Here is a 16,021-nt window from a genome sequence, read left to right on the forward strand (position 1 = left end):
TTTTAACAAGTCTTTTTTTATACGTAAAATATTGATTTTAAAAATAATATTTCGCTCGTTAGCGGTTATTGCTATACTACTAACCATTTTCCCTTTTTTTAACGCAGATGCTTGGTACATTAGAGTATTTGATTATCCTCACGTACAACTTACTTTTTTAACCTTATTCATTTTACTATTTTACTTCTTTAAGTTTGAATATAAAAATTGGAAAGATTATATTTTTAGCTTCGCGCTATTAATTTGCTTAACCATTCAGGCTGTAAAAATATACCCCTATACACCTTTTGCAGCTTATGAAGTACAGTCCGCTTCAGAAGATAAAATTTCACTTAAAATTTTCGTAGCGAATGTGCTTCAAAAAAATAAATCACATCAAAAATTAATTCAGCAAATTAAAGAAACACAACCCGATCTATTTTTACTCACAGAAACGAATCAAGAATGGTTAACTACTATCGAAAAAAAAATTGATAATCAATATCCGTATACCGTAAAAGTTCCTTTGGCTAATACTTACGGTATGTTGTTATACTCTAAATATAAATTAGAAAAAACAGAAGTGAATTACCTAATAGAAGACAGTATACCCTCAATAACTACAAAAGTTATTTTCAATAAAAATACGCTTCAGCTTTATGCAATTCACCCTAAACCTCCTACTCCTCAACACGCCAAAACGTCTAAAAAAAGAGATACCGAAATGATGCTTGTTGCTCATCGAGTATTGGCTAATAAAAATACACCAACGTTAGTAATGGGAGATTTTAATGATGTAGCATGGTCTACAACCACTACTATATTTCAAGAAGTAAGCAAATTACTAGATGTTAGAAAAGGTAGAGGGTTTTATAATACTTACAATGCAAACAGCTATATTATGCGTTGGCCTTTAGATCACGTATTTGTTTCTGAAGAATTTAGAGTGAAAGATTTACAATTGCTTAAAAAAAATGGATCAGACCATTTACCTATTTTTTTAGAACTTACTTATGAGCCAAAATATAAAAAATTTCAAGAAAAAGAAGACCCTACGACCAATGAGCTAAAAAAAGCTAAAGAACAAATGAAATGAGTTTTTACCTGAGCTTTGCTTTAAATTTAATGATTTATCTATTTCTACAACCATCATAATAGATATAAATAACTTCTTAATAAAATCAACAGCTCATGCTGAAATTACGGTTATAAAAAAAGCGCGTAAAGTTTTAAAATTTTCGGCTTAATGATTGTATAAGATATATCTTTTTTGAGTAATGTATTATAGGGTTTTCTGCTATTTATTGGTTAGATTTTTTAAAAAAATTCTTATTTACTAGCACAAAATGATACTACCACTATTGGCTTCGATAATCCATTTATCCACGATAAAATAGGTGAAACTATAAAAGCTCGAAATATAAACTTTGGCAAATTGCCAGAAAAGAAGCTTTGCATGATTTTTAGGAATTAAATACAAAAGAAAACAAAACTGATGATTAGTGAATTTCTTTCCAGACACTTGCACTACGCTTAATTTCATTTTCTAATTGTTGTCGTTCTTTTAGATTTCTTGGTGTACTATTAGGTGCTAAATGTGGTAAAACAATTTCTATTATTACAGGACCTTCAAAGCCTATTTCTTTTAGAGTTTGATAATGCTGAATAAAATCTATGTGTCCACTCCCGATACCACCACGATTAGAATCAGAAATTTGATAACTAACTAAATCATTATTAACTTCTCGTATAGCGCGAACAGCATCAAATTCTTCAATATTCATATGAAAACTGTCTAAAATTATGCCTATGTTGTGATTTTTTAATTGCTGAAGAAAGTTCAAACATTCTAAAGCGGTATTCATCATAGAAGATTCATAGCGATTTACTGCTTTTACAGCCAATTTTACTTTTTTTAGTTTCGCATAGCTATCTAACTTTTTATAGGCTTCGGTAAGAAAATTATTTTTTTCTATTTCAGATTTACAATTTTGTGTCCAATTGGTTAATCCCTGAAGGGTTACCCAAGTTGCATTTACATTAACAGCAAAATCTATTACACCAGAATAGAAGTTAATTGCTCCTGCTAAAGTGGCTTCAGATGTTTGTTGAGGAAAACAATCATGTGGGTCTATAGCAAAAATTGTTAACCCATAACGCTTTGCTGCTTCTTTTACAACCTTAGACTCGTGTTTTCTAAAGTCTTCACAAAAGTGCAAACCATCTAACCCTAATTCTTTTACTGTAAACATTAATTGTTCAATAGGCTTTATACCTAAGGTCCAAGAACAAATACCTAATTCCATTTTTTATTTTAAAGTTATCGAATCTTCACAGCATAATTAAATTTACGTCAAAATTTAGTTTTATTTTAACCTCCTTTTACTAAAGAAATAAAATTTATAAATATGATAAATGTTAAAAAAATTATTTATTTGTTTTTTACTTTTTGTTTGGTTGTAATTTTAGCAGTATTTATTATTAACAGCCATATCACATCGAGTACCTCTAATGGTATTTATACTAAAATTAGCGAAATTCCATCAAGAAAAGTAGGGCTATTACTAGGCACCTCTAAATATATAAGTCAGCATCAACTTAATTTATATTATACCTATAGGATTGAAGCAGCTGTAAAACTTTTTAAATCAGGACAAATAAAGTATATCTTAATTAGTGGAGATAATGGTTCAAAAAACTACAATGAACCTGAAATGATGAAAAAAGATTTAATGAAAAACGGAATACCTGAAGATAAAATTTTTCTAGACTATGCTGGATTTAGAACATTAGATTCTGTTCTGCGAGCCCATAAAATATTCGGCTTAAAAACATTTACAGTTATTTCTCAAAAATTCCATAATGAGCGTGCGCTTTATCTCGCTAAAAATTTCGGGATTCATGCTATTGCCTTTAATGCTCAAGATGTAAATATAAACTATGGTTTTAAAACTCAGTTAAGAGAAAAATTAGCTCGAACTAAAATGATGCTAGATTTAGTATTTGGTGTACAACCCAAATATTTAGGTGATAAAATTAAAATTGAATAAAACAATAATTATATATATAAAGTAAACAACTTAACTTATGAAAAACTTACTTGTTTATTTTCTATGCATTATATCTTTTAGTTTAATAGCATTTTAGCCAGTAAATAAAGATAATAAAAAACCACTTAAAATTGTTATCGATACTGGTCATGGAGGTAAAGATCCTGGATCTATTGTTAAAGGAATTTCTGAAAGCGAACTTGTTTTCAATATCACAAAAAAATAAAATAATTTCACAAAAATAGTAATGTTGAAATCTTTTTCACAAGAACTAATAAAGAAACTATAAGTCTAGAAGAAAGAGTAGATTATATCAATAAAATTAAGCCAGATTTGGTTCTATCGTTACACGTAAATTCAGATTCTCGAACTGAAGATCATCAAGGGATAGAAGTATATTTTACTATCAATAATGAGTTTAAAGAGAAAATATTAAAATGGCAAATAAGTTAGCTGACCATCTTGATTTTCAAAAGAAATTTTTAGGTAAAGTAATGATAAAAAATGTAAGATTTACAGTCATTACCAAATGTAATTCCCCAGCATTAATGCTTCAACTAGGTTTTCTTACTAATCCTAAAGAAAGAACTTATCTAGGTTCTATAAAAGGCCAAACTGAAATTGCGAATATGATCTTATAATATATCTCAAAAATATAAATTTCAAAAACATTGAATAAAAAGCCTGATTCGTTTAGAATTAGGCTTCTTATTTATCTACCAATAATCACTAAAGCTCTTTTCTCTTTAAATCTAAACCTAATTAAAAATGCTAAACTCAAACTTAATGAAACTAAAATTGTTATTGCTAACGGAATCATACTAGATCCCGTAAATTTACTAATGATAAAAGAAGCTATAGCTCCGAAAATCATTTTAAAACTTCCCACTAAAGCAGAAGCCCTACCAGCTTTTTTGGTAAATGGAAATAAAGATAAAGCAGTTGTATTTGGGTTTTGAAAACCTAATAAAAATAAGATAAAAAACAATAAAATAACTGTGGTATAAAAGTTATTTAACCAGTAGGCGTTCATCAAGAATAATAAGCCTAAACCTACAAGCATAAAAGCAATCTTTAAGGTCACATTAAAGGTGGTATTCTTTTTAAGTGCCAATCGGTTTAATTGACTTCCCAAAATTAATCCTGCTGCATTCATTCCAAATAACCAACCAAATTGCGATTCGGTTAACTTAAAATTATCCATAAATAGTGTAGGCGCATTACTAATGTAAGCAAACATAGCACCAATACTTAAACTACCCGCTAAAGAAAAAGTCAAGAAAATTTTATCTTCTAAAATTCCTTTATATTTTTTAAAAACTTCTTTTAATTTTAAGTTTATAGTACTATCGGGTGTAATACTTTCAGGTAAAAATTTAAACACACTTATAAACATCAATACCGCAAATAATGCTAAAATTAAAAAGATAATATGCCAGGTAAAATAAGTAATAACAATTCCGCCAACAGTTGGGGCTATAATTGGAGCACCTCCCATGATTAACATTAAAAAGGACATAGCTCTTGCTACTTCATTTGGAGGAAAAATATCTCTTACAACTGCTTTCGAAGCGACCATTCCTGCTGAAGCGCCAGCTGCTAAAAAAAAGCGTGAAATAATTAGCCAGTATAAATTAGGAGAATAAAAACAACTCAATGCCGCTATAATATAAATAATCAATCCAATTAGCAAGGGCTTCTTTCTGCCAAACTTATCCATGATAGGACCATAAGCTAACTGACCTAGCGCAATGCCTACAAAATAACTAGTAAGTGAGAAGCCTATTTGTGCCTTTGTTGTAGAAAAATCATTAGCAATACTTTCAAAACTAGGCAAATACATATCTACAGAGAAAGGCCCTAAGGCTATTAAAGTACCTAAAACTAATAATATTATTTGTTCTCTTTTTTTATTCCTGATGGTAAAATCTTCTTGCATTTTGCAAATTTCGGGCAATGAAAGTTATTGAAATAGATTAATAATTCTTTTAACATTTTATTAATATACAATATCGATTTCGTGAAATTTCAAAAAAATATTTATGAAAATTATGTCTTATTATTATATTCGCAAGCTCTACTCGGGATGTAGCTTAGTCCGGTTAAAGTGCGCGTCTGGGGGGCGCGAGATCGGAGGTTCGAATCCTCTCATCCCGACAAAATCAAAATACACTAAATAACAGCGTATTAAATTATTTTCGTAAATATTGCGGACATATTGCTGGATTTAATTAAATCTTTTGATAATAAAGAAAGTTAGGTTAAATTGAATTAAGAACCTCCTGAACTTAATCATATTCATCTTTTCTTGGATTTATTTGTGTTTTTTTAGGGCTAAGCAAGTTTCACTTCTAAAAGATTTTTCCATCTTCTCCAGTTTGGCATAATTAAAGAAAGTATATGATAAAAATCTTTATTATGGTTTGGAACTACAAAATGACACATCTTGAAATTACTACATTAGACTAGACACTAAGTTGAGAGAATTTGTTTTCTAGTTATTAATTTAGCGATTATGAGAAGTAAACCGAAACATTACACATTAGAGTTTAAGCAAAAAGCAGTAGAATTAAGTTATGCCAAAGACAATGTAAAGCAAGTCTGTGAAGACTTAGACGTATTTCCACCTGTGCTTTATCGTTGGCGTAAAGAGTTAAAAGATTACGGTAAAAACAGTTTTCCTTGTTGGGGTAAGCCTAAAATGACTGATGAAGAGATAGAGATAGATCGTTTAAAAAAAGTAGAATTAGAGCGTGATATCTTAAAAAAGGCTATTGGCATCTTCTCCGTGAGCGATAAGAAAAATACAGGTTTATAAAACAACACCTATTAAAATTTCCTGTTGAGGCGATGTGCAAAGTATTAAAGGTAAGCAAAAGCCGGTTATTATCACTGGTTACGATCAGAACCAAGTAAGTTGTGTATAGAAAACCAAAAGATAAGCTCGCTTGTTTGCAGCATATTTGAGAAGAGTTTTCAAAGTTATGGTTCTCCAAGGATAAAATCAGAATTGCAAGCATTAGGTTATAAGGTATCTAAACCCAGAATAGCCCGTATCATGAGAGCTAATTATTTGTTTGCTAAACGAAAACGTAAATTTAAAATAACCACAGATAGTAACCATAATTACCCAATAGCTCCTAATTTACTTAACTAATGCTTTGATGTTAATCGAGAAAAACAAGTTTGGGTAAGTGACATCACTTATATTCAAACCAAACAAGGTTGGCTGTATCTTACGGTTATTATCGATTTATTTAATAGAAAAGTAGTTGGGTGGTCTTTAAGCAAAGATCTAACTACAGATAACACTATTGTAAGAGCTTGGAGCATGGCTATTAAAAACATAACCTTGCAAGAACCTCTAATTTTTCATTCTGATAGAGGTGTACAATATGCAAGCCAAAAGTTTACCTCTATTATTAAAAGCTATGAAGGGGTAGTCATGCAATCTATGAGTCGCAAAGGAAACTGTTGGGATAACGCTGTGGCAGAATCCTTTTTTAAATCATTAAAAGTAGAATGGGTATATCACCACAACTATAAACTAAAGTCTGAAGCCGAGTTATCTATCTTCAAATGGATAGAAACATGGTATAATAATAGAGGAAGACATTCCTTTTTAGGTAACAGAAGTATTAGAGAATTTGAATTAGATATATAATCATGAACTAGCAGCATAGTCATTCAACTAATTGTCCAGTTTTTTGTTGCAAGTACACTTTCCCGTAGGGATGTGTAGCGGTAAAAATATGAACGGGAATTTCGATCTCTTTTATAGCCTTCCTTAAATCCAACTTGAGCAAATCAGTATAGCCATACACATAAGTTTTCCGGTCTGCTTGTACTATCCAGTCTACTATTTGTTGATGCTTGTCCTTATTAAGGCTCATTCCTTGCGTCATTTGTTTTGCCATCTTAGTAAAAGTCAAACTATCCATTGCTAGTAGCTTTTGATTGTAAGGAGAATCATAAGTGATTGTTTTGCTGTTATAATCTGGCAGCATTAAAGCCCCTATAGCAGGAAGCGCATCGATAAGTATAAGCTTGGAATAATTATTATTTTCTGAAGCAAGCCACAACCCAAGACTGCCTCCCATACTATGCCCCAGAATAATTACATCTTTTAGTTTATTTTCGATGACATAGCTTTGAATCTCCTTTTTAATTTTGGGTAACCACGGAAAAGATATGGGAGATACTTCTCCAAAACCGGCAAAGGTAAAGGCATGAATTTCGTAGTTTTCTGATAAATGTGTTGTTATTTCACTGAATACTTCAGGAGTACAGGTGAAACCGGGAAATAGTAGAATTGGCTGTCCCTTTCCGGTTTTTGTAACTTGAAAACTTTCTTGTGATTGCATTGGGAAGGCAATTAAAAGAATAATAACAATAAAGCAAATATTTAATTTTTTCATCTCTAAAAGGTTTTGTTTTCCCTTTAGATACATTTTGTATAAAATGTTACATGAAAATCTTATTATATAAGCCCTCCTATGCTAAGTATTTTCATTTATTCACTTTTATGCACTCACTTTACTATTCTTTAACTATCCATGAACCAGAGATTTCCAATGATGAAAAAACGAATAAAAATATAGGGTTAAGAAAATTTATTTTAAAATATTTAGTAAGCTATCATTACCGTAGCAAAAAAAATAGATTTTATATCAAATTTACAATGCCAAGTTAAGGCTTCTTAAAAGGATCCATGGTGCTCCTATTTAGATGCTTGAATCTTATTTCTTAAATTTGTGAAGATGTATATACGATTCAGCATCTTGTATTTGCGGGGAAACCCGAATATTAGTCCTTTGTTAGTGTCAATAAAGATGATCATTTCATAAAAGCAGGTTTGACTTTTATCTTTTTCTTTTGCAAATTTAAAAGTAATAGTAAGTTCTTTTTAAATTAAAAGATTCAGGTCTCGTTTTAAGCAAATGTATGCCTTGATTATCTTTTCAATATTCATGATATTTTTTAAAATGCTTGGCATATCAATCAACTCCAACAGTCACAGTAGCTTCAGAAAATCATCGTAATTATATCTAAAATTTATATGACTTTTAGCGGGTCTTATTTACTTAAAGTTTCCGAAATTTTGATTGCTATAGAAGCTCCGACAATAAAATTGTCTTTTACCAAATTACTTTTGTTTTCAAAAATAGCGTCTTTGCTGTTGAGCCATCGGGCTTCCACTCTACACGCTATTCGTGGTGTGGGTGAATAATCGAGGTTAACTGAAAGTCCGGTGGTTTGGAAACCATTCCTTGTTCCGGTTGGGATAATTATTCCTGTCTCATCTTGGTAATATTCTGCTCGGATAGCGGTTTTCCACTTATCATTTAAGCTGTATTTTCCAATAATAATTGGAGTTAACCATACATCATAATCTGAACTTTCTTTAAAGCGTTGTTGTACTCCTAGATCAAAACCAGCAATTAAATTCAGCTTTTCTGTGAGTTGAAATTGCCCGTACAAATTATTAAAATAGCGCATTCTTCTGGTATCATCAGGATCATCCGTACCGATAAATGTGCTCCAATTTAACGTAACTTTATCCGTAGGGCTATAATTTACTTGTGTGCCAAAAGAAAGTAAGGAATTGCCTTCCAATCGTTGTATTCTTTGCCAACCATTTGCTACCAATCCTGCGAGTTCCCATTTTTCATTGGGATTAAAAGTCAGTTTGGCACCTGTTAAAAAATAAGGGGAATTTTCGGCCAATAAAGAACGGGTTAGCGTAGGGTTATCCATAGAAATCGCACTTTCAAAACCAATATGAGAAGGCAGGATACCAGCGTCTAACCAAAGGTTATTTTCTTTGTTTAAAGAAATACCAATATTCGCTTCAAAAATGTTTTTTAAAACCCCTGGTTCGGCCGCATAATTATCGTTGGCATAGGTACCAGTTTGCAGTGCAAGATTGGCTCGGTATTTTGAATGTTCAACATTCAATTTTACAAGTCCTAAATTCAAATTAAACTCGTTGTGCCGGTTATGGTTATATAAAAAAGACTGCCTTTGTGTGCCTTGCGGCTGATTAAAATCATATACATAAAAAACGTCTGCAAAACCAACAAGATTCACTTGTGGTTTTTGTTGCCACGTGCTATCTTCTTGAGCAAATGTGCTAGCACTCGTTAAGAATAGAGTTATAAATAGTATAAACGACCAAATATGTTTCATTTTAAATGGTATTAGTTTGACTTTCCGAAAAGACTGGATATTTCTGTAACTTTACTGCGTTGCGACAAAACTACAACAATATCCTTTATTTCTATTTTGGTTTCTCCTTCAGGAATGATAATTTGATTGTTTCTTTTGATTAACGTTACCCGTGAATCGGATGGTAAAATTTTTTGTTTATTCAACTCCTTGATTAATCTGTTAGCTATTTTAGCATCTTTTTCTACCTGAATTTCTAATAACTCATATCCATCGCCTAAATCTAAAAATGTTTTTACATTCGGTCCTTGAACGGCTCTGTATAAGTATCTCCCATTCAATCGATATGGGCTTTCTACAGTATCGGTTCCTAATTGTTCAAAAACCGAAAGATGCTCTTCATTATTAACAGAGCTTACCAATCGATTAACCCCCAATTGTTTTGCCAATAAAATAACCAAAGAGTTTACCGCATCATCATTTGTAGTCACAATAATAGCGTCTGCTTTTTCTGCGTTGGCTTCTTTTAGGTTTTCCATACTTGTTGCATCTGCGTGGATCACCACACAGTCAAAATGTGAAGCGACCCAATCGGCTGCTTCCTTATTTTTTTCAATTACATAAACATCGTGGTTGTCTTTTACGGCAGCTTCGATGACGTGTTTTCCGGTTCTTCCTGAACCAATGATAATGATATGCATAATGTTATTTTTTAGATTTAATTTTTAAATAATTCTTGGTTTAGTGCCATAAAACAGTACTCTCAAAAGCACTAAAATTGGGATAATCTCAATTCTTCCCGCCCACATTTGTAGGATATAAACCCCTTCTAAAATTGGATTCATACTCGGGTCGGTGATGCCAGAACTTAACCCAACTGTACCCTGTGCTGATGCCGACTCAAAAATGGCATCTGCCAAGGTGAAATCGTCCGACATAAAATAGATCGTAATTAAGGTTGATACAAATACAAACAAGATGTAAATGAGGGTAAAAATTCCTGCTCTTGCTAACTCTAAACTCATTTCCTCCGGAAGTACTATTTTATTATCAAAGCGAACCGATTTTACGGTGTTTTTTGATAAAAAAATCTTATTGACATGCCATCTTAGTCCTTTTTGTAATAATAAAGCCCGAATAATTTTGATACCTCCTACCGTACCTCCGGCAGAACCACCAATAATCATTGCTGCCGCAACAATAAATAATACCGAAAGATCATCCCAAGCTCCAATGTTAGAGGTTTGCCAACCTGTGGTGGTCAAAGCACTCACAAATTGAAATACTCCTTCTCTGAATGGGTTCGAAACGATGTCAGCGTTCATTAAAAATAAAGACAAAACCACTCCGCCAATTATAGATGCAATAATCATTGCACGCGTTTGAATGTCTTTCCATAATTCATTGATTTTTCGCTGAAAAAGGAACCGATAGAAAAATGGAATGGATAAACCACCTAAAAGCATTGGAAGCAAGAATAACATATCCATTTTAGCCGATTGATAGCCTGCAATACTATCATCGAGCGTACTAAATCCGCCAGTAGATTGTCCTGTCATAGCGTGATTAATCGCATCAAAAATATTTTCTGATAAGGGATAGTTTGGTAATATAAAGTAGGTACCAATGGCGATGTAAATAAACATCGAAAAAGTTACTACAAAATATACTTTCCAAATGGCTCGTGCAGTTTCTATAACATTGGTTCTTAATTTTGTTCCGCTAGCTTCTGAACCGTAGAGCTGAATTGCTCCCTGGCCTGGCAAGTGTTTAAATACGGCTATTGCCATTACGATAAATCCTGCTCCGCCAACCCATTGTGAAAAACAGCGATAAAACAAAATAGATTTTCCTACCGAAGGTTCATTATACGCCATAGTTAAACCTGTAGTTGTAAAGGCACTGGTACTTTCAAAAAGGCAATGCAATGGATTTTTAAAATTCAACAAACTGGAAGTATAATTCATCCCGGCGGGCACAAATTGTTGCATCACTTCCAATGGTGTAATATGAGCAATAATAAAATAGGGTATTGCTCCAAAAACCATGATCATTAGCCAACCAATGGCGGCTATGGCAAGGGAATGTTTTTGTTGGGGCTCTTCTGTTTTTTCAAAAATCCGGTAAACCAAATACCCTAACAATGCGGTAAATGTTCCTGCAATCAGAAAGCCTGCTAGGGAATACCATTCTTGATAAATGATGGCAAATATGGCTGGCACAAGCATTACCAAGCCTAAAATGATTTGCAGACTCGCAACCTGTTTTATAAATGTTTTATACATAGAATTATATTACGATTATTGATTATTTTGATGGGTTGAAGCTCCTTCTTTTAGCTCATTTAAGTGCGTTTGAATCTTTGTAAGCTGAGCAATGATGTTATCCTTGCTTTCCACAGGAACTTGAATGTCTTGATAAAGTTTCTTCGCTAATGTTACTTCACTCAGGTAATCAGAAACCTTATTTTGAAATTCTGCTTTGTTTTGAGCATTTATAAACCATTTCAAGCCCTTTTTTACCGCTTCATTGCAATAAAAAAGGTTTTTTGCACTATTGGGATGGTCTTGTTCGTAAAGCCTTGAAAATTCTACTACATCAAAGCAAACTTGAACAATCGTATCAGCCATTTTCTTTGAAATTGATATTTCACTTTTCATCGCTTATTAACTTTAGAAATTAAAAAATCGAAAATAGAGGTAAAAGGCAATGCCTAAAACCACCATTATAATGCTTGAAATTATCAAATACCTGATTTCCTTATACCAATCGTTTGTAGATTCATAGGCATGGCCTTGCCCTTCATCATAGAAAAAATCCCATTTCATCTTTTTGCATTTTTTTTACAATACAAAGGTCAGATGAAAGCAATAAGTAGAAAATCAAGGATTGGTAGGGCTGTATAAAGATTTTATAAAGACTACTGAAAGCGGTAACCAACACCGCTTTCGGTGATGATGTGTTGCGGATTGTTGGGGTTTTCTTCAATCTTTTTACGCAACGTACCAACAAACACCCGCAAATATTGGGTTTCGGTTTGATAGCTATAACCCCAAATTTCCTTTAGAAGATATTGATGCGTAAGGACTTTACCTTCATTTTTGGTAAATAAAGCCAGTAAATTATACTCAGTTGAGGTAAGTTTGATAACTTCATTATTTCGCTTTACCATTCGAGAGGTCAAATCAATATGGATGTCTCCGCAAATGATAATAGCTTTGTTCTCGGTGTTTTGACTTCTTCTAATGGCTGAACGGATTCTTGCCAAAAGTTCGCCAGTGCGGAAAGGTTTGGTCAAATAGTCTGTTGCTCCGTTATCCAGGGCTGAAACAATATCTGATTCGTTGTCCTGAACCGAAAGGATGATGATGGGTTTATTATACCATTCACGTAGTTCTTGTAAAATTTCGTGACCGCTTTTATCAGGCAACCCAATATCAAGTAAAATCAAATCAGGAGGATGACTAGCCGATAAAATCAAGCCTTCTTTTCCAGTACTTGCTTGAACTACTTTATAATCATTGCTTTCCAAATTTATTTGAAGCAATTTTCTGATTTGCGGTTCATCATCTATGATTAATATTTCTGCCTTATTCATTTTCCGAATTTTTGTTTTTAGAAAATTCACACGGAATTTTAAGAGTAAAATTGGCTCCACCTTCCTTTCTATTTTCTAAAAATATTATACCATTCATTGCTTCGGTAAACCCTTTTACTATAGAAAGTCCTAAACCTGTGCCACCTGTGGCAGATTTATTTAAACGATAGAATTTGTCAAAAACATATTCAATTTCATTTTTTGGAAATCCTTTACCATTGTCTATTACTTCTATAAAACAATGCGTTAGATTGTCGTCGAGTTGAATAATAATAGTCGTATTTTTAGGGGTATGTTGAATTGCATTGTGTATAAGGTTAAACAGAATTTGTTCCGTAAGGCCACTATCAATTTTCACCAACGGCATATTTTCCTTTGGAGTAAATACAATTTTATGATCTTTTGCATCATTTTCATTGTCCTTTATCGCAGAAAAAACGAGCTCGTTCAAATCGCACCAATCTATTTTAGGTTGAATAAAACCCGCTTCAAGTCTGCTCATACTCAAAAGGTTTTCGACTTGTCTGTTTAATCTAAAACTGGCAATTTCAATTTCAGAATATAATTCATTGCGATTATGGTCAGAAAGTTTGGTTGGGTTGTCTTTAATAGTGTCAATGGCACCGATTATTGTTGAAATGGGGGTTCTCAATTCGTGAGAAAGTGAGTTTAGTAAGCTGTTGTATAATTTGATAGATTTTTCTCTTTCTTTTTGTTCTCTTTCTTTTCGTTCAAATTTTCGAATTTGATAAGTTAGAACAGCATTAATAAATGCTATAACAAAATACATGAAGAACATTAATACATCTTCGGCAGTTGCAATTTGCCAATTGAGGATAGGAGGAATAAAAAAGAAATTCCAAATAAGTGCACTCAATAATGCTGATAACATTACAGGAAAAATCTCAAAGAGAATGGCGTTTACCGAAACAACTAAAAGTAAAATAAGCGCTACGGCTCTGTAACCAACAAGGTCAACCGAAAAAAAACACAAAACAGCAGTGAACACGACAAGAAGGACGCTTATCAAATATTGATTTTTCTTACTATATTTCCTTGTTTTTAGTAACTCCACATTTTTTTATTCAAATTTAGTGATTGAATTATAAAGATTTCATAAAGATATCTGTTCTCCGAGTGTTAACAAAATTGTAAGCTTCCCCTAATTAGAACTTTTTAGTTTTCCAAAATTACATTTTTTATTTTGTTTTTTAATTCCTCTGGGTCTAGACCCAGAGGAATTAAGCTTTGCGTATGTTACTGGAGGGATTTTCTCTAAGCTGTCGTGTGGGTTATAATCATCCACCCATATCCGGGTTTGTTCTCTTACCTGATGTAGGTCTTCAAATATATATTTGTTCAAAACTCCTCGGCTATATAAACCATTGAAGCGCTCAATAAAAACATTTTGAGTTGATTTTCCTGGCTAGATGTACTTAAAGTCGATCTCGTGCATCTGACTCCAATCATTTGTGATGTGAGCGATAAACTCAGGACCATTATCCATTCTTATATTTTTTGGCTTTCCTCTTTTATTAATTAAATGATTGAGTACCCAAACAATAAGATTGCTTGTCAATGAAAAGTCTATTTCAATATAAAGCGCCTCTCTATTAACATCATCAATGATATTAAATGCTCTAAAGCGTCTTTTGTTTTCTAAGACATCAGTTACAAAATCCATACTCCACGTATGATCCAGCTCAGTTGGGACCTCTAAGGGCTCTTTAATTCTTGCGGGCAAACGTTTCTTTACTTTTCTCCTTAATGGAAGACCTAATGCTAGGTAAACACGATGCACCCGTTTGTGGTTCCAAAGCTTACCTTCTTCGCGTAAACGCTCATAAGCCTTCCAAAACCCTTCCTCAGAATGATTCTTTGCTTTTTGTTGGAGCGCCTTCTCTATAGTAGTATCGTCTTTAAGTAATTACTTATAATAGTAAACACTTTTGCTCATATTTAAAACACAACACGCCCTACTGATGCCGTAATGTATAAGTTCTTTTGCAATACTTCTCTTTCTGTAAGGCTTTAAAGCTTTTTTTCGATAATCTCCTTTGCCATCTGATGATCTAGCGCCAGAGTGGCATACATCTGTTTGAGTTTAAGGTTTTCTTCCTCCAGCTCCTTGAGCCTCTTTAGTTCCTTGGAATTCATTCCAGCATACTTGGAGCGCCACTTGTAAAAAGCAGCAGCACTAACTCCATGTTCACGGCTTATCTGATCGACACTCTTGCCGTTGTCGAACTCCTTTAAAATCTTTGCCATCTGCGCAGGTGAAAATTTACTTTTCTCATAATACTGTCTAAAGTTTAGATTAATATTCTAATTTTAAACAGTTCGGTTTTAGGGGAAGCTTACACCCAACCTGCTACAGATGAAGAAGAACAAACGGTTCTTCATAAATTAAATCTCTAAAAGGGAGTAATCCCCATAAACGAACAATCCGCAAAGAATCGGTTTAGTCAATAGGATCTTCAGGTTAGGTCGTACCGACCACACGAAGACTTAGTTATTGTGAGCAGGTTTTTTTTAATTCTTTTATAAATAAATAGCTTTCAGGAAATTCATTCTGATTAATTCTAGTAAATCCTTTTTTTTCAAATATCTTAACTGAAGCAATATTTTTTTTAATACACCACGCTTTAACATCTTTAATGCTATTAATAGTTTTTAATTTTTCCAATATCATATTTAGTGTTTCTTTTCCATAGCCATTATTCCATTCATTTTTTTCGAATGAAAATCCAATTTCACATCGGTTAGGAAATGATTTATCGCATTCCAAAAGTAAAGTTCCGATTAATTCTTTATTTTCTTTTTTTATTATAGCCTTGCGAATTTTAATGATATTATTCTTCTCAATTGTTTGGTCGAAAACCATTTTTAATGCATCTTCAATTTCATTCATAGGTTTTGAGCCACGGAATTTCATTGATTCTTTATCTGAATAAATTTTAAATAATTTTTCTATATCACCTTCATTAAGATTTCTGGTTTTAAGTCTTTTGGAATTTAACTCTACATTTTTTAGCATTTTATTTTCTGTTAAAACAGGTAATTTTGGTGTATTATACTGATATAGGTTGACTCTTTTTTGATAGGTATATTTTAATATTTAGATATGGAGTTGGTGTAAATTTACATTATTTTTTCGATAAGATCTGTATTCGATGTTCGGATTAAGATGCACTTTCGCCGGTTTTCTTAAATCCAGACTAAAATG

At 32.6% G+C, this 16,021-nt stretch carries 15 protein-coding genes, 1 tRNA gene and 3 pseudogenes; 7 read left to right on the forward strand and 12 right to left on the reverse strand.

What is annotated here, in order from left to right:
- The first annotated feature begins 31 nt into the window (after nt 1–31).
- Nucleotides 32–1,075 (forward strand): endonuclease/exonuclease/phosphatase family protein, encoded by a 1,044-nt coding sequence (locus KW502_RS04660; RefSeq protein ID WP_255554086.1) that lies wholly within the window; start codon nt 32–34, stop codon nt 1,073–1,075.
- Between the two features lie 403 nt (nt 1,076–1,478).
- On the opposite strand, the gene KW502_RS04665 is transcribed toward KW502_RS04660, so the two are convergent.
- Nucleotides 1,479–2,285, reverse strand: coding sequence for a sugar phosphate isomerase/epimerase family protein (locus KW502_RS04665; RefSeq protein ID WP_219039377.1), 807 nt, complete (start codon nt 2,283–2,285; stop codon nt 1,479–1,481).
- Between the two features lie 102 nt (nt 2,286–2,387).
- On the opposite strand from KW502_RS04665, the gene KW502_RS04670 reads away from it, so the two are divergent.
- The 4 genes and pseudogenes from KW502_RS04670 to KW502_RS04685 all read left to right on the forward strand — a co-directional run bounded on the left by KW502_RS04670 (nt 2,388) and on the right by KW502_RS04685 (nt 3,670).
- Nucleotides 2,388–3,029 (forward strand): SanA/YdcF family protein, encoded by a 642-nt coding sequence (locus KW502_RS04670; protein WP_219039378.1) that lies wholly within the window; start codon nt 2,388–2,390, stop codon nt 3,027–3,029.
- A 136-nt stretch (nt 3,030–3,165) separates the two neighbouring features.
- Nucleotides 3,166–3,255: a hypothetical protein gene (locus KW502_RS15585; protein ID WP_369412514.1), complete on the forward strand. Its 90-nt coding sequence runs from the start codon at nt 3,166–3,168 to the stop codon at nt 3,253–3,255.
- A gap of 26 nt (nt 3,256–3,281) precedes the next feature.
- A pseudogene (locus KW502_RS15590) lies at nt 3,282–3,482 on the forward strand (N-acetylmuramoyl-L-alanine amidase); the annotation flags it as partial.
- Entirely contained in the window at nt 3,467–3,670 is a 204-nt protein-coding gene (locus tag KW502_RS04685) for an N-acetylmuramoyl-L-alanine amidase (RefSeq protein WP_219039379.1), read from the forward strand. The pseudogene KW502_RS15590 and the gene KW502_RS04685, both read left to right, overlap by 16 nt.
- Before the next feature lie 71 nt (nt 3,671–3,741).
- Here KW502_RS04685 and KW502_RS04690 read toward each other — a convergent pair whose 3' ends face one another.
- Nucleotides 3,742–4,968, reverse strand: a complete 1,227-nt coding sequence (locus KW502_RS04690) for a multidrug effflux MFS transporter (RefSeq protein WP_219039380.1) — start codon at nt 4,966–4,968, stop codon at nt 3,742–3,744.
- Between the two features lie 143 nt (nt 4,969–5,111).
- Between KW502_RS04690 and KW502_RS04695 the strand changes: the two genes are divergently transcribed.
- Nucleotides 5,112–5,186: transfer RNA gene (locus KW502_RS04695), tRNA-Pro, on the forward strand.
- A 177-nt stretch (nt 5,187–5,363) separates the two neighbouring features.
- Here KW502_RS04695 and KW502_RS15595 read toward each other — a convergent pair.
- Nucleotides 5,364–5,474, reverse strand: coding sequence for a YgjP-like metallopeptidase domain-containing protein (locus tag KW502_RS15595; protein WP_219039381.1), 111 nt, complete (start codon nt 5,472–5,474; stop codon nt 5,364–5,366).
- A 70-nt stretch (nt 5,475–5,544) separates the two neighbouring features.
- Here KW502_RS15595 and KW502_RS04705 point away from each other — a divergent pair.
- A pseudogene (locus KW502_RS04705) lies at nt 5,545–6,712 on the forward strand (IS3 family transposase).
- Here the strand turns inward: KW502_RS04705 and KW502_RS04710 are convergent.
- The 9 genes and pseudogenes from KW502_RS04710 to KW502_RS04750 form a co-directional block, all read right to left on the reverse strand.
- Entirely contained in the window at nt 6,713–7,447 is a 735-nt protein-coding gene (locus KW502_RS04710; RefSeq protein ID WP_219039382.1) for an alpha/beta fold hydrolase, read from the reverse strand.
- Nucleotides 7,448–8,105: 658 nt separating this feature from the next.
- Entirely contained in the window at nt 8,106–9,218 is a 1,113-nt protein-coding gene (locus tag KW502_RS04715; protein WP_219039383.1) for a porin, read from the reverse strand.
- 11 nt (nt 9,219–9,229) lie between these two features.
- Nucleotides 9,230–9,898 (reverse strand): potassium channel family protein, encoded by a 669-nt coding sequence (locus tag KW502_RS04720; RefSeq protein ID WP_219039384.1) that lies wholly within the window; start codon nt 9,896–9,898, stop codon nt 9,230–9,232.
- 24 nt (nt 9,899–9,922) lie between these two features.
- Nucleotides 9,923–11,482 (reverse strand): TrkH family potassium uptake protein, encoded by a 1,560-nt coding sequence (locus tag KW502_RS04725; RefSeq protein ID WP_219039385.1) that lies wholly within the window; start codon nt 11,480–11,482, stop codon nt 9,923–9,925.
- A gap of 15 nt (nt 11,483–11,497) precedes the next feature.
- Entirely contained in the window at nt 11,498–11,857 is a 360-nt protein-coding gene (locus tag KW502_RS04730; protein ID WP_219039386.1) for a hypothetical protein, read from the reverse strand.
- Nucleotides 11,858–12,117: 260 nt separating this feature from the next.
- Nucleotides 12,118–12,795, reverse strand: a complete 678-nt coding sequence (locus KW502_RS04735) for a response regulator (RefSeq protein WP_219039387.1) — start codon at nt 12,793–12,795, stop codon at nt 12,118–12,120.
- On the reverse strand, nt 12,788–13,870 hold the full coding sequence (locus tag KW502_RS04740; RefSeq protein WP_369412513.1) for a sensor histidine kinase: 1,083 nt from the start codon (nt 13,868–13,870) through the stop codon (nt 12,788–12,790). Before KW502_RS04740 ends, KW502_RS04735 begins: the two co-directional genes overlap by 8 nt.
- 87 nt (nt 13,871–13,957) lie before the next feature.
- Nucleotides 13,958–15,063 (reverse strand): annotated as a pseudogene (locus KW502_RS04745) (IS3 family transposase).
- 244 nt (nt 15,064–15,307) lie between these two features.
- Nucleotides 15,308–15,832, reverse strand: coding sequence for a GNAT family N-acetyltransferase (locus KW502_RS04750; RefSeq protein WP_219039388.1), 525 nt, complete (start codon nt 15,830–15,832; stop codon nt 15,308–15,310).
- Nucleotides 15,833–16,021 lie beyond the last annotated feature (189 nt).

The organism is Mesonia aestuariivivens, from assembly GCF_019311235.1.
Lineage (GTDB): Bacteria > Bacteroidota > Bacteroidia > Flavobacteriales > Flavobacteriaceae > Mesonia > Mesonia aestuariivivens.